Source organism: Cedecea sp. (assembly GCF_036500665.1).
In the GTDB taxonomy this organism is placed as follows: domain Bacteria; phylum Pseudomonadota; class Gammaproteobacteria; order Enterobacterales; family Enterobacteriaceae; genus Cedecea.
Genome location: NZ_DASYBS010000131.1, coordinates 1 through 20,988, shown reverse-complemented (window position 1 = coordinate 20,988; position 20,988 = coordinate 1). Strand labels below are relative to the sequence as shown.

Annotated in this window: 17 protein-coding genes and 1 tRNA gene; 11 read left to right on the top strand and 7 right to left on the bottom strand. The window is 55.5% G+C overall.

All coding sequences use genetic code 11. The features are described 5' to 3' along the window. Positions 1–290: 290 nt before the first annotated feature. Positions 291–1,394: a sodium-potassium/proton antiporter ChaA gene (gene chaA / locus VGM55_RS21135; RefSeq protein ID WP_154186830.1), complete on the bottom strand. Its 1,104-nt coding sequence runs from the start codon at positions 1,392–1,394 to the stop codon at positions 291–293. Positions 1,395–1,677: 283 nt separating this feature from the next. Here chaA and chaB point away from each other — a divergent pair, with 283 nt between their 5' ends. Then, positions 1,678–1,905 carry a putative cation transport regulator ChaB gene (chaB, locus tag VGM55_RS21130; RefSeq protein WP_331636580.1) on the top strand — a complete coding sequence of 76 codons (228 nt, stop codon included), beginning with the start codon at positions 1,678–1,680 and terminating at the stop codon, positions 1,903–1,905. A gap of 229 nt (positions 1,906–2,134) precedes the next feature. Beyond that, positions 2,135–2,830, top strand: a complete 696-nt coding sequence (locus VGM55_RS21125) for a gamma-glutamylcyclotransferase (protein ID WP_331636579.1) — start codon at positions 2,135–2,137, stop codon at positions 2,828–2,830. A 183-nt stretch (positions 2,831–3,013) separates the two neighbouring features. On the opposite strand, the gene VGM55_RS21120 is transcribed toward VGM55_RS21125, so the two are convergent. The 3 genes from VGM55_RS21120 to VGM55_RS21110 all read right to left on the bottom strand — a co-directional run bounded on the left by VGM55_RS21120 (position 3,014) and on the right by VGM55_RS21110 (position 5,729). Continuing rightward, positions 3,014–3,259 carry a DUF1883 domain-containing protein gene (locus VGM55_RS21120; RefSeq protein WP_154186832.1) on the bottom strand — a complete coding sequence of 82 codons (246 nt, stop codon included), beginning with the start codon at positions 3,257–3,259 and terminating at the stop codon, positions 3,014–3,016. A 221-nt stretch (positions 3,260–3,480) separates the two neighbouring features. Then, positions 3,481–5,268, bottom strand: coding sequence for a methyl-accepting chemotaxis protein (locus VGM55_RS21115; RefSeq protein ID WP_331636578.1), 1,788 nt, complete (start codon positions 5,266–5,268; stop codon positions 3,481–3,483). A gap of 107 nt (positions 5,269–5,375) precedes the next feature. Beyond that, positions 5,376–5,729: a DsrE/DsrF/TusD sulfur relay family protein gene (locus VGM55_RS21110; RefSeq protein ID WP_331636577.1), complete on the bottom strand. Its 354-nt coding sequence runs from the start codon at positions 5,727–5,729 to the stop codon at positions 5,376–5,378. Positions 5,730–5,891: 162 nt separating this feature from the next. Between VGM55_RS21110 and VGM55_RS21105 the strand changes: the two genes are divergently transcribed. Continuing rightward, entirely contained in the window at positions 5,892–7,289 is a 1,398-nt protein-coding gene (locus VGM55_RS21105) for a YchO/YchP family invasin (RefSeq protein ID WP_154186835.1), read from the top strand. On the opposite strand, the gene narL is transcribed toward VGM55_RS21105, so the two are convergent. Together narL and narX are read right to left on the bottom strand one after the other, a co-directional pair. Further along, positions 7,286–7,936, bottom strand: coding sequence for a two-component system response regulator NarL (narL, locus tag VGM55_RS21100; protein WP_154186836.1), 651 nt, complete (start codon positions 7,934–7,936; stop codon positions 7,286–7,288). The two genes, VGM55_RS21105 and narL, sit on opposite strands and share 4 nt — an antisense overlap. Then, entirely contained in the window at positions 7,936–9,726 is a 1,791-nt protein-coding gene (narX, locus tag VGM55_RS21095; RefSeq protein WP_331636575.1) for a nitrate/nitrite two-component system sensor histidine kinase NarX, read from the bottom strand. The genes narL and narX overlap by 1 nt, the downstream gene beginning before the upstream one ends. 309 nt (positions 9,727–10,035) lie before the next feature. Between narX and VGM55_RS21090 the strand changes: the two genes are divergently transcribed. The 8 genes from VGM55_RS21090 to arsC all read left to right on the top strand — a co-directional run bounded on the left by VGM55_RS21090 (position 10,036) and on the right by arsC (position 20,708). Then, positions 10,036–11,427 (top strand): NarK family nitrate/nitrite MFS transporter, encoded by a 1,392-nt coding sequence (locus tag VGM55_RS21090; protein ID WP_154186838.1) that lies wholly within the window; start codon positions 10,036–10,038, stop codon positions 11,425–11,427. 346 nt (positions 11,428–11,773) lie between these two features. Further along, complete coding sequence (locus tag VGM55_RS21085; RefSeq protein WP_331636573.1) at positions 11,774–15,520, top strand: nitrate reductase subunit alpha; 3,747 nt, start codon at positions 11,774–11,776, stop codon at positions 15,518–15,520. Then, positions 15,517–17,055 (top strand): nitrate reductase subunit beta, encoded by a 1,539-nt coding sequence (narH, locus tag VGM55_RS21080; RefSeq protein WP_331636572.1) that lies wholly within the window; start codon positions 15,517–15,519, stop codon positions 17,053–17,055. The genes VGM55_RS21085 and narH overlap by 4 nt, the downstream gene beginning before the upstream one ends. Beyond that, positions 17,052–17,756: a nitrate reductase molybdenum cofactor assembly chaperone gene (gene narJ / locus VGM55_RS21075; protein ID WP_331636570.1), complete on the top strand. Its 705-nt coding sequence runs from the start codon at positions 17,052–17,054 to the stop codon at positions 17,754–17,756. Before narH ends, narJ begins: the two co-directional genes overlap by 4 nt. Further along, positions 17,756–18,433: a respiratory nitrate reductase subunit gamma gene (gene narI, locus VGM55_RS21070; RefSeq protein ID WP_038482441.1), complete on the top strand. Its 678-nt coding sequence runs from the start codon at positions 17,756–17,758 to the stop codon at positions 18,431–18,433. Before narJ ends, narI begins: the two co-directional genes overlap by 1 nt. A 135-nt stretch (positions 18,434–18,568) precedes the next feature. Further along, the gene (locus VGM55_RS21065) at positions 18,569–18,910 is read left to right on the top strand and encodes a metalloregulator ArsR/SmtB family transcription factor (protein WP_331636569.1); all 342 of its coding nucleotides are present in this window, start codon (positions 18,569–18,571) and stop codon (positions 18,908–18,910) included. 69 nt (positions 18,911–18,979) lie between these two features. Continuing rightward, the gene (locus VGM55_RS21060) at positions 18,980–20,269 is read left to right on the top strand and encodes an arsenic transporter (protein ID WP_331636581.1); all 1,290 of its coding nucleotides are present in this window, start codon (positions 18,980–18,982) and stop codon (positions 20,267–20,269) included. Positions 20,270–20,279: 10 nt separating this feature from the next. Continuing rightward, a complete protein-coding gene (gene arsC, locus VGM55_RS21055) occupies positions 20,280–20,708 on the top strand; it encodes a glutaredoxin-dependent arsenate reductase (protein WP_154186845.1) in 429 nt (142 codons plus the stop codon). Between the two features lie 133 nt (positions 20,709–20,841). On the opposite strand, the gene VGM55_RS21050 is transcribed toward arsC, so the two are convergent. Continuing rightward, positions 20,842–20,926: transfer RNA gene (locus VGM55_RS21050), tRNA-Tyr, on the bottom strand. Between the last annotated feature and the right edge of the window lie 62 nt (positions 20,927–20,988).

The window sequence follows — 20,988 nt, the reverse complement described above, 5'->3', positions numbered from 1 at the left end:
GTTAGCGGAGAATGTCTTAAGACACTCCCCGCTAATTTTAAAGCAAACGGTGCTGAGCACCGTTCTTAATCACCTCGCCAAAACCTACCGAAATATGGTGTTGGTTTATTAGCGCTGATTTATGGGGATCCCTCAGCGCTGCGGCGGGTTTTTTTATATTTGTTTCCCTTTATCTCAAGGAAGAGAGGGAAATGAGTCAGTCGTGGCCTGATGCCCTCACCCCGACCCTCTCCTACGTGGAGAGGGCGCACACACTAAAAACAGCCTGTACAGGCTGTCTTACTGTTTATTTAGGCGAAGATTGTCATCAGGTAGGCGGCGAACAGCGCCAGATGCGCGGTGCCGTTGAGCACGTTGGTACGGCCGGTCGAGAATGAAATCTGGCACAGCACCAGCGCCGCCAGCATGACCACCATCTGCGGCATGCCCAGCGCAAAGACCAGGTCGTTACCGGTGAACCAGGCAATCAGCGTGACCGCAGGAACCGTCAACGAGATGGTGGCCAGCACCGAACCGAAGAACAGGTTCATCGCGCGCTGTACCTGGTTGCTCAATACCGCTCTCAGCGCGCCGAGGCCTTCCGGAGACAGAATCAGCAGGGCGACCAGGAAGCCGGTGAACTGGGCCGGTGCGTTCATGGCGTCCAGCAGGTGCTCAAGCGGGTTGGCGTTCATCTTGGTGACCGCGATAACCGCAATCAGGTGAACGATAAGCCAGACCGTATGCCACGCGGAGCTGTGCGCCGACGGCTTGCCGTGATGCGGGTCATCGCCGTCGCCTTCGTCTTCATGCTCGTACACAAACAGGCTCTGGTGCGTTTTCGTTTGAATAAGCAGGAACACGCCGTACATCGCAGCGGAAATCAACGCTACCAGCAGGGACTGGCCCAGCGAGAAATTGCCGCCCGGCAGCGCCATCGGGAACACCAGCACGATCACCGCCAGCGGGAAGAGGGCAATCAGGTACTGCTTGATGCCAAACAGGTTCATATACTGCGTGGCAAATTTACGGCCGCCCATCAGCAGAGAGAAGCCTACCAGGCCGCCGGTCACAATCATGATGATGGAATAGAGCGTGTCGCGCATCAGGGTTGGCGCGGCGTCGCCGGTGGCCATCAGCGCGGAAATCAGGCTGACTTCAAGAATAACGACCGACAGGCTCAGAATCAGTGAGCCGTAGGGTTCACCCAGACGGTGCGCCAGCACGTCCGCGTGGCGTACAACGCTAAAGGCGCTGCTGAGTATGGCTACCAGGGCCAAAATATTGATGCCGACAACCGCCGGCAGGGACTGGCTTGACCCCCACATCGCCAGTACCGCCAGCGCGAGTACCGGGAAAATGAGAGAACTCTCCTTGTGGCGGGTTTTTACCGCCTCATGTTGTGTTTTTGTCATTCAACTTCTCCATCTCTGCAGGCGATAACCTGTTTTGATCATTATAGTCAGGTTTTTTAACCCGTATAACTTAGCAAAAAATCGTTACTTTTGGTTAAAATTTACTTAGTTTTACGGCGTTTGTATTAAATAAATTTTAGTGCATCATAATAATAAGTATTCTTTTTTTATTTCATAAAAAACATAGTGATATCTTTTTGTATAAATAAAATAACTTAGTTTGTGTGGCTGCATCTGGGATCCTGTTACACACTTAAAGGACACCCGTAACGGAGAAAACAGTATGCCTTATAAAAGTCGAACAGACCTTCCGGAAAGCGTTCAAAACGTTCTGCCTGCCCATGCTCAGGATATCTATAAAGAGGCCTTTAATAGCGCCTGGCATGAGTATAAAGATAAAGCCGATCGTCGGGATGATGCCAGCCGCGAAGAGACGGCGCATAAAGTCGCCTGGGCGGCGGTTAAACATCAATACGAGAAAGGTGACGGTGAGCGCTGGCATAAGAAATAAACCCTCCATTATGTGTGCCTTATTTGTTTGATTCCCTGCACAACACTGCACTCTGATAAGAAAAAATGACAATTTTACTGTTATGCGATCGTCATCAAGCTTGCCAGCGCGCGACGAATTGCTTATGGTCTTGATATGTTGCTCTATTAGTAGGCAAAAATTGTCAATAAAAGCCGGGAAGGCGCAGCGTGTGTCGTCGCATGGAAGCAAGCAGTGGCGGAGGTATATCGTGTTAACGCGTGATTTCTTAATGAAAGCGGATTGTAAGACGGCTTTTGGTGCCATTGAGGAATCGTTATTGTGGACCCCTGAGCAGCGCTCGGCTTCTCTTGCAGCGACGCTTGCTTGTCGCCCAGACCATAGCCCGGTGTGGCTCTTTGGTTACGGTTCATTAATGTGGAACCCGGCTTTTGAATTTGAAGAGTCAGCCCCCGGCATGCTGGTGGGCTGGCATCGTGCATTTTGCCTGCGGTTGACGGCGGGGCGCGGTACGGCCTGCCGCCCAGGACGTATGCTCGCGCTTAAAGAGGGTGGCAGAACCACCGGGCTTGCTTACCGGCTGCCGGAAGCGATTCTGGAAGAGGAGCTGACGCTTGTCTGGAAGCGAGAGATGATAACCGGGTGCTATTTGCCAACATGGTGCAAGCTTGCACTGGATGACGGCCGCACGGTCAACGCGCTGGTGTTCATTATGGATCCCCGTCACCCGCTTTATGAGGCGGATACACGGGCAGAAACCATCGCGCCGTTAATTGCTGCCGCGAGCGGCCCGCTGGGTACCAATGCACAGTATCTTTTTTCTCTCGAGCAGGAGATGAAAAAGCACGGTATGCAGGACGATCGTATGTCCGAGCTGGCAAACCAGGTTCGCGCCTGGCTTAGCGGGCATGGGGATGAAAGCGGGCTGCAGCCCGGTTTTGCATAGTAAGAAAAAGGCCACCGGGAGGTGGCCTGAGACTGCTGACAAAGTTCATTGCTCTAAAAAAGTCCGAACCCAGGTCTAATAAAAACAATGAATGATGTTCTCTGGTTTGCCCCAAACAGTCGAAAACCACGTTTTTCGGCTGTTTGTCATCAATCTGAGGCCACCGGGAGGTGGCCTGAGTTTTTATGCCGGAACATAGCTGATGGAGTGCTCAAGCGACTGAGTATGGCTGTCGATAAGCACTTTCCATGTGCCACTGTAGGGGACGGCAATATAGGCAGACTGACGGTCTTGCACGCTTAAAACGTCCGCCTTTGCACTGCCGCGCTTGTCTGAGTCACACATCAAATGGATATGGCAGTTATTCGAACAGCGAACCACCACGGTATCGCCCCCAAAAAGTTTAAGACTGGCTTTTACTACTGGCATTTTTCACTCCACTCCTGCATCAAACATGGCCTGAAGCCCCCAAAGGTGCTGCACTGGTAAGTGATGTTGTTCATAAATCACTCGATGCATCACACCAGAGCCGCGGGAGGCAAATGCTGATTCTGATCAAAAAATGCCGCAACGATTCAACAATAATGACATTGTTCCTGAATCCTTTCAGCTAACGGGCATTTCGTTGGCAAACGCCCGTCGACTCATCATTAAATACGGAAATGCCCGGCGGTTTCCGCGAGCTCCCCGGCCTGGCTTTGCAGGGCCCCGGCGGCTGCGGCCGATTCCACTACCAGCTCGGCATTTTGCTGCACCATGCTGTCCAGGTGAGTTATTGCGTGGTTAATTTCCTGAATACCTTTCATTTGCTCATCGGTTGATTGCGTAATTTCACGCATGATGACTAACACGCTCCCAACGCTTTGCTCGATTTTGTCCATCGCCTCTCCGGCCTGACGAACGTAAACCGAGCCGTCGGCGACGCTGCCGGTAGTGGAGTCTATCAGGCTCTTAATCTCCTTCGCCGCCTGGGCGCTGCGGCTGGCAAGATTGCGTACTTCTCCGGCAACGACGGCAAAACCGCGACCCTGCTCGCCGGCCCGGGCGGCCTCAACCGCGGCATTCAGCGCCAGGATGTTGGTCTGGAAGGCAATACTGTCAATGACGCTGGTGATGTCGCCAATCTTGCCGGAAGCTTGCTCAATGGCCTGCATTGTGGTGATCACTTTCGAGACGACTTCACCCCCGCGTTCAGCCGCTTCGCTGGCGCTATGGGCCTGTGTGTTTGCCTGTGCTGCCGATGCAGTAGAGTTGGCGACGGATGCCGTAATTTGCTCAACGGCGCTGGCGGTTTCCCGCAGGCTTGAGGCCGCCTGTTCGGTGCGGGCTGAGAGATCCTGATTACCCGCAGCAATCTCATTTGCCGCCACTTTCACCGAAGCACTGGCATCCCTGAGCTGTTTCATCACCAGCCCGAGCTTGTCGCTGAAGGCATTAAAGGCATGGGCGATTTCTGTCACTTCATCGTGACCGGTTTCCGGCAGTCGCTGTGACAGGTCATTTGTCCCGTTACTGATGGCGCGCATGCCATCCCGGATCCTGCCCAGACGGCTCATGACTTTACTGACCAGAACATGCACTACAGCAGCGGAAACCAGTACCAGAACAAGCAAGGCAACGGCCGAGGCTTTCAGCAAAGAGCGCATGCCTGATGTGGCATCGCCTTCGTCCAGAGCCACGACCAGGTACCAATGGGTTCCGGCAATTGGGGTTGCCATTAACTGTTTGCCCTGGTCAGCAATTGTGCCCGTGGTGCGGTGATTTTCCCCCAGCAGCTGTTTTAGATCGGCCTGCTTAACCGCATCGGTAAATGGCTTCAGCGTCAATGCAGGATCCTGGCCTGCAATCAACGTGCCGTCGCTGTTCATCAGCAGTCCGCTGCTGCTCGGGGTTGGGTGGATGCTTCGAACGTTAGCAATCACGCTGTCCATCGCAACATCGCCTGCGACCACGGCTTTAAGGCTGCCATCTTGCTTAATCGGCACGGCGAAGGTGACAACAAGCTTGCCCGTGCCTGCATCAACATACGGAGCGGTGACGACCGGAGCATCATCTTTCACCACCTGCTGGTACCAGGGGCGAACGGTGGGGTCAAAATCAGCGGGCACTCCCGTGGGGTCAGAGAATTTTGCGGTTTTATTGGCATAACCCACGTAGATATTTGTGAACCGTCCAGCCTTTGCCAATTGGGTGAAGACAGGGATGGGATCTTCACTCAGGGCGGCGTTTTCGAGCGAGTTAATTATCGCCATTTTACCGTTGACCCAGTCGCTGATAGCGACGGAATGACTGAGGCTGGTGCTGGTTAAGGTGTCGCTGATGGATTGTTGGTTATCCCGGCTTGTGACGGTGTAGTTGATGAAGGTGTTAAGACATAAGGCGGAGACCAGGCAAATTGCCGTGACTAAAAGAATACGCGTACGAATCGATCTAACCATAATTATTATCCTGCTGTGTTGTCCTAAGTAAAATATCGGCAACATATACAGGTAACTTGATGGCGCGAGAGAGAGTATAAGCAAATAATATTCTCGCGCCGAAATAATTAGAAAGTGAGGGTTTTATCCGAGGCTAACGTCCACTCGGCTAATTCAACAAGCGTACCGATAGTAACGCCATCAATCAGCGGCAATGTGCTGATCCCACGCCCGTCGGTGCAGGTTTTGCAGAGTTTCACCGGCACGTTTTGCGCGGTCAGGATTTCCAGCATTTGTTGGATATTGTAGCCTTCGGCCGGTTTTTGCCCACGCAGGCCAGCGGTGACCGCATCGGACATTAAAAATACCTTCACTTCTGGCTGGGGCTCCCTGTCGCGAAGGGCGATAGCCAGGCGCAGGCTGTTAAACAGTGACTCACTGCCGTACGCCGCGCCGTTAGCGATAATAACGATCTTCTGCACGTGCTTCTCCTTGATGATAATGATGAGCGAGGCGACCAGTGTATCTCCCTGAGTGCTGAGCGAGTATGATTTATGCCCGTAAACGCAGGATTAGTCCTGGAGTCGCCCTCACGCGCCGTATGGGCCGGGCAAACTGCAAAACCAGTATGTTATAATTTACAAATGCGTAGATTTGCCGTTCCGCTTTTGACCTTGCTATGCCTGCTCCCTGATGTGGGAGGGGCGGTGGTCACCTCAAACAGCCCTACTTATCCCGTTCAACGGCCCGCCGATGACCTGCCAGGCATGGGACTTGCCCCGGAAACCGATGCCGCTGCCCGCCATATTGCCGAGGTGGCGAAGAAGTTCGGTGAAGACAGCATGACCGATAACGGGTTGGATACCGGCGAGCAGGCGCGCCTGTTTGCTTTTACCGGCTTACGTGACCTGCTTGCCGACAAGGTGACCGACCAGGCGCAGTCTTTACTTTCGCCCTGGGGCAAAGCCAGTTTCAATTTGCAGGTTGATCAGCACGGTAGCTGGAAGGGCAGCACCGGCTCACTGTTCACGCCCTGGCAGGATAATAATCGTTATCTGACCTGGAGCCAGCTAGGGTTTAGCCAACAGGAGAAGGGCGCGGTGGGCAACCTGGGCATAGGACAGCGCTGGGTCGCCGGGCATTGGCTGCTGGGGTACAACACTTTCTACGATAATCAGCTCACAACGCAGCTTCAGCGAGCGGGACTTGGGGCCGAAGCCTGGGGGGAATACCTGCGGCTTTCCGCTAACTATTATCAGCCGTTAAGCGGTTGGCAAACCCACGGTGAAACCCTGGAGCAGCGTCTGGCACGCGGCTACGACGTCACTGCTCAGGCCTGGCTGCCGTTTTACCGCCACATTAATACCAGTCTGAGCTTTGAACAATATTTTGGTGACAGTGTCACTCTATTCAATAACGATACCGGTTACCGTAATCCGGTAGCGGTGACGATGGGCATCAACTATACGCCGGTACCGCTGATTACCCTGACGGCGCAGCATAAGCAGGGAGAAAGCGGCACGGCGCAGGAGAACCTGGGCCTGAAGCTGAACTATCGCTTTGGTGTACCGCTACAAAAACAGCTTTCGGCTGATGAAGTTGCGACAACCAGCTCGCTGCGGGGAAGCCGCTACGACAGCGTCGACCGGGCGTCTGTCCCGGTGATGGAGTATCGGCAACGTAGAACCTTGTCGGTATTTCTTGCCACGCCGCCCTGGCAGCCGCAGCCGGGTGAAGCCGTGGCGCTTAAGTTGCAGGTACGTGCCACTGACGGCATACGTAACATTTCGTGGCAGGGGGATACCCGGTCGCTTAGCCTGACGTCGCCGGTGCAGTCCCGCAGCACGGAAGGCTGGAGCGTAATTTTGCCAGCGTGGCAGGAAGGGGAAGCAAATGAATATCGCCTGTCGGTGACTATTGAGGATGAGAAGGGGCAGCGGGCGACCTCGAACTGGATCACCCTCAAGCCTGCCGCACCTCTGCTGATCAACCCGGAAAGCGATCCACGTTATTCGCTTTTGCCGGAAAACGCCGGGAATTAGAAAATACGCTCCTGGTGAACCCAGACTGCGGCCTCCACGCGTGATTTAAGTTTCATTTTCTTCAGAAGATGTTTGACGTGCACTTTCACGGTACTTTCGGTAATGTCCAGGCGGCGAGCAATCATTTTGTTAGGGAGCCCCTGGGCAATCAGTTTCAAAATATCGCGCTCGCGCGGCGTAAGCTGGTTAACGTCCCGATCGGACGTAGAGCGGTTGGCGCGCAGGCTGGCGGCCAGTACTGGCGTTAACGCTTCGCTAAGTACCATTTCACCCGCGGCGGCCTGATGCAGGGCTTTCAGGAGATCCTCCGGCTCCATGTCTTTCAACAGGTAGCCATCTGCACCGCGCTTGAGCGCCGTCACCACATCTTCTTCATGGTTGGATACGCTGAATACCACAATCCGCCCTGAAAGCGCCTTCTCGCGCAGGCAGTCGAGGGTCTCGAGCCCGTTCATGCCCGGCATATTCAGATCAAGCAGAATAAGATCCGGATCAAGGGATTCTGCCAGTCTAACGCCTTGCTCACCGTTACCGGCTTCTCCCACGACGGCCAGCTCTGGGGCCATGCTGATCAGCTGCTTCACGCCGGTGCGCATCATTGGGTGGTCGTCAATCAGCAAAATAGTTGCTGCGTCCTGGTTGCTCATTATTCACTCCTGGTTGCGGAAGATTGTGCTGATTCGGGCATAAAATTAACGACCACTTCGGTGCCGCCACAGGGGCGTGCTCGCACCTGGCAATCCCCCTGCAGGGTCTGCGCCCGATCGCGCATGATAATCAGGCCGTAGTGATTGCTACGTTCCCCATTTTGAGGAATACCGCGGCCGTTGTCCCAGACGGTCAGGCGAACCTGATTCTCCTGGCGGGTTACGCTAATGCCGCAGGCGCTGGCGGCGGCGTGTTTCAAACTATTGTTTAGCGCCTCACGAGCGATTTGCACTAAATGAATGGCCTGATGAGAGGGCACCAGACGTGGCGGCAGCTGGTAATCCAGCGCGACCGGGAAGCCGAGTTTATCGCTAAACTCCCGGCAGCTGGCTTCCAGTGCCGGGCGCAGGCCGGGCTCGGTCAGCTGCAGGCGGAACGTCGTCAGCAGCTCTCGCAGCTGCCGCCAGGAGGTATTCAGCTCGCCGCGAATTTGTTCCAGCAGCGTGCGGCTCTCTTCCGGCAGCGCTTCGCCCTGCATTTGCAGGCAGCTGACCTGCATTTTCATACAGGAGAGCGACTGGGCGATGGAGTCGTGCAGTTCCCTGGCGATGGCGGAACGCTCCTCCATCACCACCAGCTGCTGCTGATGCTCGTACTGGCGCTCCATGGCGAGCGTGGAGGTCAGCTGTTCCATCAGGGTGGCGATAAGCTGCTGCTGGTCTTCGGTCAGTACCTTGCCAAAAGGCAGTTGAGCCAGCACCAGGCCGTAATGAATATGGTTGTCCGTGAGCCGCCATTTCAGCGTTGTGGTTTCCTGCGGCAGCGCCGCACCGGCATCCGGACAAAGCTGGCAGCCTTGGGCATCGCAGTGCGCATCCGGCTGGAAGGTATATTCCTGGTAATTCTCTTCATCTTCGTACTCATAAACCCGCAGCACGATGCCCAGCAGCGGCGTTAATACCTGTAGCTCGCTCAGCACGGGGGAGATTCGCTGGCACAGCGGGGCCTGAGCGTGGAGGCGGCGATTCGCCTCGTAGAGGAAAGAGAGCATCTGATTTTTTTGCTCAAGACCGGCGGTTTTCTCTCTGACCCGGCGTTCGAGAACGGCGTAGCTCTGGGCGAGCTCGCTGGACATGCTGTTTAGCGCAATGCCAAGCGTGGCCATTTCATCACGCCCTCGCACGTTAACACGTTGAGTAAAATCACGTTGGCCGATGGCAGTGGCCATCGCCAGTAGTTTTCGCCATGGGCGGAGTAGCCGTCTTCGTAACCAAATCAGAGTAAAGACGATCAGCAGTCCGAGCAGCAGAGCCATCCCTTGCTGGAGCAGGATAACGTGGTGCAGGCGCATCTCGGTAGTGCGATCGAAAGAACTTACCAGCTCGTCGATGCTGGCGACGAAGTGTTCAACAGCAGGTTTAACCTGCTGGGGCGTTCGGGCATCCCTTAGCGCGGGCTCAAGCGTGTCGCGCCAGTCATTCTGCAACTGTTGAAGCCGCGCTAACTGGCCGTCACGCCTGGCGGCGAGGTTAAGCTCATTACTCCAGGTCGTTTGCTCCATCTCATGGAGTAGCACCTGATCTTTTGCCGTCAGAGGAACGGACGCCAGCAGACGGTAGCTTTGCATGCGCATTGAACCGGTCTTATTGATCGCGTGCGCATTACCGGAGATCCCCTGTGCCAGCCAGCCAGCGGCGCTCATACCGGCTACGCTCAGCAGTGCAAGCAGCATCACGACCAGCGCCAGTTGGTTAACCAGTGAGAGAGGGGAAAGCAGGCGTTTCAGCATTAGCGCGGTGGCTCCTGAAGGGGGGACATTGACAAGTGGCGCTATTTTCGGCCATCCCCTGGAGTATACCCATACCCCCTAAGTATTACCTATAAATTGCCGGAGGTGGCAGGTTGATCTATTCGGTTAACCATAACGGTAGTCAGGGATGTGAAAAACCACATCTTTTTTGACGCTATTGCTTACTCATAAAGAATAATAGCCATTTTTTGCACGCCGGAGAGATAGATTATCCCTTGATTTACATCAACTAATCTCCACACCATAACCCTAAGGTTGCGGCAGTTACTCACACAAAATGAGGTGTTTATGTCACAGTCTCCCGTTACAGAGAAGTCTTCGGGCGCGCTGATTACTGACTGGCGGCCGGAAGATCCACAGTTTTGGCAGCAAAAAGGTCATCGTATTGCCAGCCGTAATCTGTGGATTTCGGTTCCCAGCCTGCTGCTGGCCTTTTGCGTCTGGATGCTGTTCAGCGCTGTAGCGGTCAATCTTAACAAGGTCGGGTTTACCTTCACGACCGATCAGCTGTTTATGTTAACCGCGCTGCCGTCGGTTTCCGGCGCGCTTTTACGCGTGCCTTACTCCTTTATGGTGCCGCTGTTTGGTGGTCGTCGCTGGACGGCGTTCAGCACCGGGATCCTGATTATTCCTTGCGTGTGGCTGGGCTTTGCGGTTCAGGACACCGGCACACCGTTCTCCACCTTTATGATTATCTCCCTGCTGTGCGGCTTTGCCGGAGCAAACTTCGCCTCCAGTATGGCGAACATCAGCTTCTTCTTCCCGAAGGCGAGGCAGGGCGGTGCGCTGGGGATCAACGGCGGGCTGGGCAATATGGGCGTAAGCGTGATGCAGCTGGCGGCTCCGCTGGTGATCACCGTGTCGATGTTTGCGGTATTCGGTGGCCAGGGCGTCCAGCAGGGCGACGGCACGATGCTGTTTCTGGAAAATGCGGCCTGGATTTGGGTGCCTTTCCTGGCCGTCTTTACCCTGGCCGCCTGGTTTGGAATGAACGATCTTTCCGCATCAAAAGCTTCGCTGCGAGAGCAGCTGCCGGTGCTTAAGCGGGGTCATCTCTGGATCCTTGGCGTACTCTACCTGGCGACGTTTGGTTCCTTTATCGGTTTCTCAGCCGGGTTTGCCATGCTGTCTAAAACCCAGTTTCCGCAGGTGAATATTCTGCACTTTGCCTTCTTCGGCCCGCTATTTGGCGCGCTGGCACGTTCTGCTGGTGGGGCGATTTCCGACCGCTGGGGCGGGACGAGGGTTTCTCTGTATAACTTTGTTCTGATGGCTATTTTCAGCGCGCTGTTGTTCACCACGCTGCCGACTAACGGGCAGGGCGGTAATTTCATCGCCTTCTTCGGCGTGTTCCTGATGCTGTTCCTGACGGCCGGGTTGGGCAGCGGCTCAACCTTCCAGATGATCTCGGTTACCTTTCGTAAACTGACGATGGATCGCGTGAAGGCCGAGGGCGGCAGTGAAGAACATGCGGCGCGGGAAGCGGCGACCGATACCGCAGCCGCGCTGGGCTTTATCTCGGCCATTGGCGCTATCGGAGGGTTCTTTATTCCTAAAGCATTTGGGACGTCGCTGGATTTAACCGGCTCACCGGCCGGAGCGATGAAAGTCTTCCTGGTGTTCTATATCGTCTGCGTGGTTATCACCTGGGCGGTCTACGGTCGTAAATCTTCACGTTAACTTTTTGACCTTTTGGTTATCCCTTTGCGCGGCTTCGGTCGCGCTTTTTTTTGTCTGAGGCTCACCCGACTGCTGGCGCTTGTCTACCTACCCCTTAATACCTGAAGGCGGGAAATACCTAACCCCGGCGTAACGAAGTCTTATTTTTTTTATTGAAATACAGTGCATTACATAAAACCTATGAATGACCCTTTGGTGGTATATCGACGATGTAGGGGGAAAGGCCTTACCAGGCGCAGTTGATCATCATCAAATATCCCAATCTTTCTAAGCGTTAACGTCTCCGCCATTCAGCAATGTCGATTTCACCAGAAGAGCCTCCAGGCTCCACATCAGGAGAACCCCGATGAGCAAGTTTCTTGACCGGTTCCGCTACTTCAAACAGAAGGGCGAAACCTTTGCCGACGGACATGGCCAACTGCTAGACACCAATCGCGATTGGGAAGAAGGCTATCGCCAGCGTTGGCAGCACGATAAAGTTGTCCGTTCGACGCACGGCGTGAACTGTACCGGCTCCTGTAGCTGGAAGATTTATGTCAAAAGTGGCCTTGTCACCTGGGAAACCCAGCAGACCGACTATCCGCGCACCCGCCCTGATATGCCTAACCATGAGCCACGCGGCTGCCCACGCGGCGCCAGCTACTCCTGGTATCTCTACAGCGCAAACCGCCTGAAGTATCCGCTGATGCGTAAACGCCTGATTAAACTGTGGCGCGAAGCTAAGACGCAGCACAGCGATCCGGTAAACGCATGGGCTTCTATCGTTAACGACCCGGACAAAGCAAAAAGCTACAAGCAGGCCCGCGGCCGCGGCGGCCTCGTGCGTTCCAGCTGGCAGGAAGTGAATGAACTGATTGCTGCCGCTAACGTCTACACCGCTAAAACCTATGGTCCTGACCGTATTACCGGCTTCTCACCCATTCCTGCGATGTCGATGATTTCGTATGCTTCCGGCACGCGTTATCTGTCGCTGATTGGCGGGACCTGCCTGAGCTTCTACGACTGGTACTGCGATTTGCCGCCGGCTTCCCCGCAAACCTGGGGCGAGCAGACCGACGTGCCGGAATCGGCAGACTGGTATAACTCCAGCTATATCATCGCCTGGGGCTCAAACGTGCCGCAGACCCGTACGCCGGATGCGCACTTCTTCACTGAAGTCCGCTATAAAGGGACGAAAACCGTCGCCGTTACGCCGGACTATGCGGAAATCTCCAAGCTGTGCGACCAGTGGCTTGCGCCAAAGCAGGGCACCGACTCCGCCATGGCGATGGCGATGGGCCACGTAATGCTGCGTGAATTCCACCTCGATAAGCCGAGCCAGTACTTCACCGACTACGTCCGTCGTTACACCGACATGCCGATGCTGGTGGTGCTGGAAGAACGTGATGGTTTCTACGCGCCGGGCCACATGATGCGTGCTTCAGACCTGGTTGACGGCCTGGGCCAGGAAAACAATCCGCAGTGGAAAACCGTCGCGCTGGACAATCAGACCGGTGAACCGCTGGCCCCGAACGGCTCCATCGGCTATCGCTGGGGCGAAAAAGGGAAATGGAACCTGGAACAGCGTGACGGCACCAGCGGCGAAGAAGCCGAGCTGCGCCTGAGCCTGCTGGGCAACCATGACGAAGTGGCCGAGGTGGGCTTCCCGTACTTCGGTGGCGAAAGCTCTGAGCATTTCAAAAACGTAAAACTGAAAGATATTCTGCTGCACAAGCTGCCGGTGAAACGCATGCAGCTGGCGGACGGTACTACCGCGCTGGTCGCAACGGTTTACGATCTGACCATGGCTAACTACGGTCTGGATCGCGGTCTGGGCGATGAAAATTGCGCGACCAGCTACGATGACGTTAAAGCCTATACGCCAGCCTGGGCTGAACAAATTACCGGCGTGTCCCGCCACGATATCGTGCGCATCGCGCGTGAGTTCGCGGATAACGCGGATAAAACCCACGGTCGTTCAATGATTATCGTCGGTGCGGGCGTGAACCACTGGTTCCATATGGATATGACCTATCGCGGTCTGATCAATATGCTGGTCTTCTGCGGCAGCGTCGGCCAGAGCGGCGGCGGCTGGGCACACTATGTGGGCCAGGAAAAACTGCGTCCGCAGACCGGCTGGACGCCACTGGCGTTCGCGCTGGACTGGCAGCGTCCGCCGCGTCACATGAACAGCACCTCGTACTTCTATAACCACTCCAGCCAGTGGCGCTATGAAACCGTTACGGCGCAGGAGATGCTTTCTCCGCTGGCGGATAAATCTCGCTACAGCGGCCATCTGATTGACTTTAACGTGCGTGCTGAGCGCATGGGCTGGCTGCCGTCTGCTCCGCAGCTGGGCACCAACCCGCTGCGTATTGCCGATCGGGCAAAAGAAGCCGGTCTGTCGCCGGTGGACTATACCGTCGATCAGCTGAAGTCAGGCGGCATTCGCTTTGCAGCGGAGCAGCCGGATTCCGGCTATAACCACCCGCGCAACATGTTTATCTGGCGTTCAAACCTGCTGGGCTCTTCCGGTAAAGGGCATGAGTTCATGCTGAAATACCTCCTTGGCACCGAACACGGTATTCAGGGGAAAGATCTTGGCGTGGAAGGCGGCGTCATGCCGGAAGAAGTCGAGTGGGTAGATAACGGCCTCGACGGCAAGCTGGATCTGGTGGTCACGCTGGACTTCCGCCTGTCGAGCACCTGTTTGTATTCAGACATCGTCCTGCCTACCGCCACCTGGTATGAAAAAGAAGACCTGAATACTTCGGATATGCATCCGTTTATTCACCCGTTCTCTGCCGCCGTGGATCCTTGCTGGGAATCGAAAAGCGACTGGGAGATCTACAAAGGTATTGCGAAGAAATTCTCTGAGGTTTGCGTAGGCCACCTGGGCGTTGAAACCGACGTGGTAACTTTGCCAATCCAGCACGACTCCGCAGCCGAGCTGGCGCAGCCGTACGGCGTGATGGACTGGAAGAAAGGCGAATGCGACCTGATTCCGGGTAAAACCGCGCCGCATATCATGGTGGTGGAACGCGATTATCCGGCAACCTACGAACGCTTTACCGCTATCGGACCGCTGATGGAAAGCATCGGTAACGGCGGGAAAGGCATCGCCTGGAATACGCAGAGCGAAATGGATCTGCTGCGTAAGCTGAACTACACCAAGACTGACGGCCCGGCGAAAGGCCAGCCGATGCTCAACACGGCCATTGATGCAGCGGAAATGATTCTGACGCTGGCGCCGGAAACTAACGGTCAGGTAGCGGTGAAAGCCTGGGCTGCGCTCAGCGAATTCACCGGTCGTGACCATACGCATCTGGCACATCCGAAGGAAGAAGAGAAGATTCGTTTCCGCGATATTCAGGCACAGCCGCGTAAAATTATCTCCAGCCCGACCTGGTCCGGCCTTGAAGATGAGCACGTGTCCTACAACGCCTGCTATACCAACGTTCATGAACTGATTCCATGGCGTACGCTGTCAGGTCGCCAGCAGCTGTATCAGGACCACCAGTGGATGCGCGACTTCGGCGAAAGCCTGCTGGTTTACCGTCCGCCAATCGATACCCGTTCGGTTGAAGGCGTGATGGGCGCGAAATCCAACGGCAACCCTGAGAAAGCGTTGAACTTCCTGACGCCGCACCAGAAGTGGGGGATTCACTCCACCTACAGCGACAACCTGCTGATGCTGACGCTGGGTCGCGGTGGGCCGATTATCTGGATGAGCGAAGCCGATGCCAAAGAGCTGGGCATTGCGGATAACGACTGGGTTGAAGTGTTCAACAAAAACGGTGCCTTAACGGCGCGTGCGGTGGTGAGCCAGCGTGTACCGTCCGGTATGACCATGATGTACCACGCTCAGGAACGCATTATGAACCTGCCGGGTTCAGAAATTACCGGTCAGCGCGGCGGTATTCATAACTCGGTGACGCGTATCACCCTGAAACCGACCCATATGATTGGCGGCTACGCGCAGTTAGCCTATAGCTTTAACTACTACGGAACCGTGGGTTCTAACCGTGATGAGTTCGTAGTGGTCCGTAAGATGAAAGAAATTAACTGGCTGGACGGCGAAGGCAACGACCAGGTACAGGAGAGCGTAAAATGAAAATTCGTTCACAAGTTGGCATGGTACTGAACTTAGATAAGTGCATTGGATGCCACACCTGTTCCGTGACCTGTAAAAACGTCTGGACCAGCCGCGAAGGGATGGAGTACGCGTGGTTCAATAACGTGGAAACCAAACCCGGTATCGGCTACCCGAACGACTGGGAAAACCAGGAAAAATGGAAGGGCGGCTGGATCCGTAAAATCAACGGCAAGCTGCAGCCGCGCATGGGTAACCGTGCCATGCTGCTGGGTAAAATCTTCGCTAACCCGCATCTGCCGGGGATCGACGATTATTATGAGCCGTTTGATTACGACTACCAGAACCTGCATACCGCGCCGGAAGGCAGCAAGGCTCAGCCGGTGGCTCGTCCGCGCTCGCTGATTACCGGCAAGCGCATGAACAAAATTGAAGCCGGTCCAAACTGGGAAGAGCTGCTCGGCGGTGAGTTTGAAAAACGCACCAAAGATCAGAACTTCGAAAACATGCAGACCGAAATGTACGGTCAGTTTGAAAACACCTTCATGATGTATCTGCCGCGTCTGTGCGAACACTGCCTTAACCCGGCCTGTGTCGCCACCTGCCCGAGCGGTGCCATCTACAAGCGTGAAGAAGACGGCATCGTGCTTATCGATCAGGATAAATGTCGCGGCTGGCGCATGTGCGTCACCGGCTGCCCTTACAAAAAGATCTACTTCAACTGGAAGAGCGGCAAATCTGAGAAATGTATTTTCTGTTATCCGCGCATTGAAGCCGGGCAACCGACCGTCTGCTCCGAGACTTGCGTAGGCCGTATCCGCTATCTCGGCGTGGTGCTTTACGATGCGGATGCGATTGAAGAAGCGGCCAGCACCGAGCACGAGAAAGACCTGTACGAACGTCAGCTCGGCGTGTTCATGAACCCGAACGACCCGGCGGTTATCGAACAGGCTCTGAAAGACGGTATCCCGCAGAACGTTATCGATGCTGCCCAGCAGTCGCCGGTTTACAAAATGGCGATCGACTGGAAGCTGGCGCTGCCGCTGCACCCGGAATATCGCACGCTGCCGATGGTCTGGTACGTGCCGCCATTGTCGCCAATTCAGTCCGCGGCGGATGCGGGCCAGCTGCCTCATACCGGCGTTCTGCCGGATGTGGAAAGCCTGCGTATTCCTATTGAATACCTGGCGAACCTGCTGACCGCGGGTGATACCGCGCCGGTTCTTAGCGCCCTGAAACGTATTATGGCAATGCGCCACTACAAGCGTGCTGAAACCGTCGAAGGCGTACACGATATCAGCGCGCTGGAAGAGGTCGGTCTGACTGAAGACCAGGCGAAGGAAATGTATCGCTATCTGGCAATTGCTAACTACGAAGATCGTTTCGTGGTGCCGACCAGCCATCGTGAGCTGGCGGAAAATGCGTTCCCGGAACACAGCGGCTGCGGCTTCAGCTTTGGTGATGGTTGCCACGGTAGCGACACCAAATTTAACCTGTTCAACAGCCGCCGCATCGACGCCATTGATGTGTCCGGTAAAACGGAGCCGCACCCATGATTGAACTGCTGATTATCTCGCGCTTGATGGAGTACCCGGATGCTGACCTGTGGCAGCACCATGATGAGCTAACCGAAGCGCTGTCGGAAGGGACCGCGCTGAACGACCTGCAGCGTAGCGATCTGGCGGCCTTTATCGGCAGGTTGTGTGGCCGTGAACTGCTGGATGTTCAGGCAAGCTATGGCGAACTGTTCGACCGCGGCAGGGCAACATCTCTGCTGCTGTTCGAACATGTCCATGGTGAATCCCGTGACCGTGGTCAGGCGATGGTTAACCTGATGAACCAGTACCAACAGGCGGGACTGGAAATGGACAGTTACGAGTTGCCCGACCATCTGCCGCTCTATCTGGAATACCTGTCCCAGCGTACGCCAGAGGATGCGCAGGGCGGATTACAGGATATCGCACCAATCCTGGCCTTGCTGAGCGCTCGCCTGAAGCAGCGTGAAAGCGAATACGCGCTACTGTTTGACCTGCTGATCGCTATTTCGGAAAGTGATGTCAGCGTTGATACCGTGCGCAAGCAGATCGCCAACGAAGCTCGCGACGACACGCCTCAAGCCCTGGATGCGGTGTGGGAAGAAGAGCAGGTTAAATTCATGGCGGACGACAGCTGCGGCGAGTCTGAAATCACCGCGCACCAGCGTCGTTTTTCCGGGGCGGTGGCTCCGCAGTACCTGAATATAGCAGGAGGGAAATAATGCATTTTCTCAACGTCTTCTTCTTTGATATCTATCCGTACCTTTGCGGCGCCGTTTTCCTCATTGGCAGCTGGCTTCGCTATGACTACGGGCAGTACACCTGGCGGGCAGCTTCCAGCCAGATGCTGGATCGCAAAGGCATGAATCTGGCTTCAAACCTGTTTCACCTTGGGATTCTCGGCATTTTTGCCGGGCACTTCCTCGGTATGCTGACGCCGCACTGGATGTACGAGTCGTTTTTACCGCTGGAAATTAAACAGAAAATGGCCATGTTTGCCGGGGGCGCCAGCGGCGTGATGACGCTGGTGGGCGGCCTGCTGCTGCTGAAGCGCCGCCTGTTCAGCCCGCGCATTCGTGCCACCACCACCGGGGCCGATATTCTGATCCTGAGCCTGCTGATGGTCCAGTGCGCGCTGGGTCTGGGCACCATTCCGTTCTCCGCTCAGCATATGGACGGCAGCGAAATGATGAAACTGGTGAACTGGGCGCAGCACGTGGTGACCTTCCGCGGCGGTGCTTCGGAGTACCTGGACGGCGTGGCGTTTATCTTCCGTGTGCACCTGGTGCTGGGAATGACGCTGTTCCTGCTGTTCCCGTTCTCCCGCCTGGTGCATATCTGGAGCGCGCCGGTAGAGTACCTGACGCGCAAATACCAGATAGTGCGTGCCCGCCGCTAACCTTTCTGCGTCAGAATATAAAACCCGGTTTAGGCTGGGTTTTTTCGTGTCTGACAGATGTGTTTTTTCGAATATGTTAATTGACATTGAGAATTCAGGATTTACCATGGCAGGGTCAATTAACGGGGCTAAACCATGACTGCGCTAACGGCTTTACAGCTTTTTAAGCACCTTTCCGAAGAAACCCGGCTTTCCATCACCCTGATGTTGAGAGCGAAAAGCGAACTCTGTGTGTGTGAGTTGACTGCGGCTCTACAGCTGCCACAGCCTAAGGTATCCCGGCACCTTGCGATGTTGCGTGAGGGGGGATTACTGCAGGACAGACGGGAGGGAAAATGGATTTACTACCGACTCTCGCCCCATATGCCTGCGTGGGCGGCGGCGGTCATTGAGCAAGCCTGGCAAAGCCAAGGGCATGAAATGCTGGAACGTTTGAAACGCATAGAAGCGAGCGGGTCGATGACGCTTTGTCAGTAAAAAAATTTAACTAAACACATTCGTTATTTCGCATATGAATTTTGCAATGTTAATGGGGACTGAGTGCATATGTTTTTAGCAGGGGCAATATTTCTTCTCACCATTGTGCTGGTTATCTGGCAGCCGCGCGGGCTGGGAATAGGCTGGAGCGCGATGCTGGGGGCCGGGCTGGCGTTAGCCACCGGCGTGGTTCAGGTGGCCGATATTTCCGTCGTGTGGGCGATTGTCTGGAACGCTACCGCGACGTTTATCGCGGCGATCATTATTAGTTTGCTGCTGGACGAGTCGGGCTTTTTTGAGTGGGCGGCGCTGCACGTTGCACGTTGGGGAAAGGGGCATGGTCGGCTGCTGTTTACCTGGATTGTGCTGCTTGGGGCAACCGTGGCGGCGCTGTTTGCGAATGACGGTGCGGCGCTTATTCTGACGCCGATTGTTATCGCGATGCTGCTGGCGCTGGGTTTCAGCCCTGGGGCTACGCTGGCGTTTGTGATGGCCGCCGGCTTTATCGCCGACACGGCAAGCCTGCCGCTGATCGTCTCTAACCTGGTTAACATTGTCTCCGCAGACTTCTTCCAGCTTGGGTTCAGCGAATATGCATCGGTGATGGTGCCGGTCAATCTCGCGGCGATTGCCGCGACGCTTGTCGTGCTGCATCTGTTTTTCCGCAAAGATATTCCACGGGTCTACGACCTTGGGCTGCTGAAAACGCCGGCCAGCGCCATCAAAGATCCGGCCACGTTTAAGGCGGGTTGGATCGTACTTGTGCTGTTGCTGGTGGGTTTTTTTGCCCTGGAGCCGCTGGGGATCCCGGTCAGCGCGATTGCCGCAGTAGGGGCTCTGATATTGCTGGCGGTGGCGAAAAAAGGGCATGTGATTAATACCGGCAAAGTTCTGCGCGGAGCGCCCTGGCAGATTGTTGTTTTCTCGCTGGGGATGTACCTGGTGGTTTATGGCCTGCGTAATGCCGGTTTGACGGGGCAGCTTTCTGGCGTGTTGAGCACCCTGGCCGGGCAGGGACTGTGGACGGCGACGCTGGGCACGGGTTTTATCACGGCGTTCCTGTCGTCCGTGATGAACAATATGCCCACGGTGCTGGTCGGGGCCTTATCCATTGAGGGCAGCAGCGCGGGCGGCGTTATCAAAGAGGCGATGATTTACGCCAACGTTATCGGCTGCGATCTCGGCCCTAAAATCACGCCAATCGGCAGTCTGGCCACGCTGCTGTGGCTGCACGTTCTTGCCCGGAAGAAGCTGACAATCAGCTGGGGCTACTACTTCCGCACCGGCGTTGTGATGACGATTCCGGTGCTGCTGGTCACGCTGGCCGCGCTTGCCCTGCGTCTCTCTTTCTCTCACTGAGCCACCGACTATGAGCAAAATTACCCTTTACCACAACCCTGAATGCGGCACTTCCCGTAATACGCTGGCCATGATCCGCAACAGCGGAACGGAGCCCACGATTATCTATTACCTGGAGACGCCGCCGTCCCGCAAGGAACTTGCCGGTCTGTTGGCCGACATGGCGATTAGCGCCCGCGAATTACTGCGTAAAAACGTTGAGCCTTATGAGACGTTAGGGCTTGAGGAAGGGCAATTCAGCGACGAGCAATTGATCGACTTTATGGTGCAGTACCCGCTGTTAATTAACCGGCCGATCGTGGTGACTGAGCGGGGGACGAGACTTTGCCGCCCTTCGGAATGCGTGCTGGATATTCTGCCTGAGGTGCAGCAGGGCGCGTTCAGCAAAGAGGACGGCGAGCAGGTAGTGGATAGACAAGGGAGGAGACTGAAACCTTAACTCGGCCTGAAGGATGACCGCGCAGGCGCGTTCTTACTGGCGTGAGTCGAACCTTAATCGAAGCTTCTCATCCTTCCCCTACGGGAATCTGAAAGATTATGCGATTTTGAAGGTTTGGATTTGCTCTGGAAAATGGTGGCGGGGGAAGGATTCGAACCTTCGAAGTCGATGACGGCAGATTTACAGTCTGCTCCCTTTGGCCGCTCGGGAACCCCGCCAGGGGTAGTGCTTTGAATTGTCAGATGGTGGTGGGGGAAGGATTATTCGTTGCTTCGCTCCT

Excerpts from the sequence above, each read along its gene's own strand:
- VGM55_RS21085 (WP_331636573.1), top strand. The coding sequence starts at position 11,774 with ATGAGCAAGTTTCTTGACCGGTTCCGCTACTTCAAACAGAAGGGCGAA.
- narH (WP_331636572.1), top strand. The coding sequence starts at position 15,517 with ATGAAAATTCGTTCACAAGTTGGCATGGTACTGAACTTAGATAAGTGC.
- VGM55_RS21060 (WP_331636581.1), top strand. The coding sequence starts at position 18,980 with ATGTTTTTAGCAGGGGCAATATTTCTTCTCACCATTGTGCTGGTTATC.
- chaA (WP_154186830.1), bottom strand. The coding sequence starts at position 1,394 with ATGACAAAAACACAACATGAGGCGGTAAAAACCCGCCACAAGGAGAGT.
- chaB (WP_331636580.1), top strand. The coding sequence starts at position 1,678 with ATGCCTTATAAAAGTCGAACAGACCTTCCGGAAAGCGTTCAAAACGTT.
- VGM55_RS21065 (WP_331636569.1), top strand. The coding sequence starts at position 18,569 with ATGACTGCGCTAACGGCTTTACAGCTTTTTAAGCACCTTTCCGAAGAA.
- VGM55_RS21105 (WP_154186835.1), top strand. The coding sequence starts at position 5,892 with ATGCGTAGATTTGCCGTTCCGCTTTTGACCTTGCTATGCCTGCTCCCT.
- VGM55_RS21090 (WP_154186838.1), top strand. The coding sequence starts at position 10,036 with ATGTCACAGTCTCCCGTTACAGAGAAGTCTTCGGGCGCGCTGATTACT.
- narX (WP_331636575.1), bottom strand. The coding sequence starts at position 9,726 with ATGCTGAAACGCCTGCTTTCCCCTCTCTCACTGGTTAACCAACTGGCG.
- narI (WP_038482441.1), top strand. The coding sequence starts at position 17,756 with ATGCATTTTCTCAACGTCTTCTTCTTTGATATCTATCCGTACCTTTGC.
- narJ (WP_331636570.1), top strand. The coding sequence starts at position 17,052 with ATGATTGAACTGCTGATTATCTCGCGCTTGATGGAGTACCCGGATGCT.
- narL (WP_154186836.1), bottom strand. The coding sequence starts at position 7,936 with ATGAGCAACCAGGACGCAGCAACTATTTTGCTGATTGACGACCACCCA.
- VGM55_RS21115 (WP_331636578.1), bottom strand. The coding sequence starts at position 5,268 with ATGGTTAGATCGATTCGTACGCGTATTCTTTTAGTCACGGCAATTTGC.
- arsC (WP_154186845.1), top strand. The coding sequence starts at position 20,280 with ATGAGCAAAATTACCCTTTACCACAACCCTGAATGCGGCACTTCCCGT.
- VGM55_RS21120 (WP_154186832.1), bottom strand. The coding sequence starts at position 3,259 with ATGCCAGTAGTAAAAGCCAGTCTTAAACTTTTTGGGGGCGATACCGTG.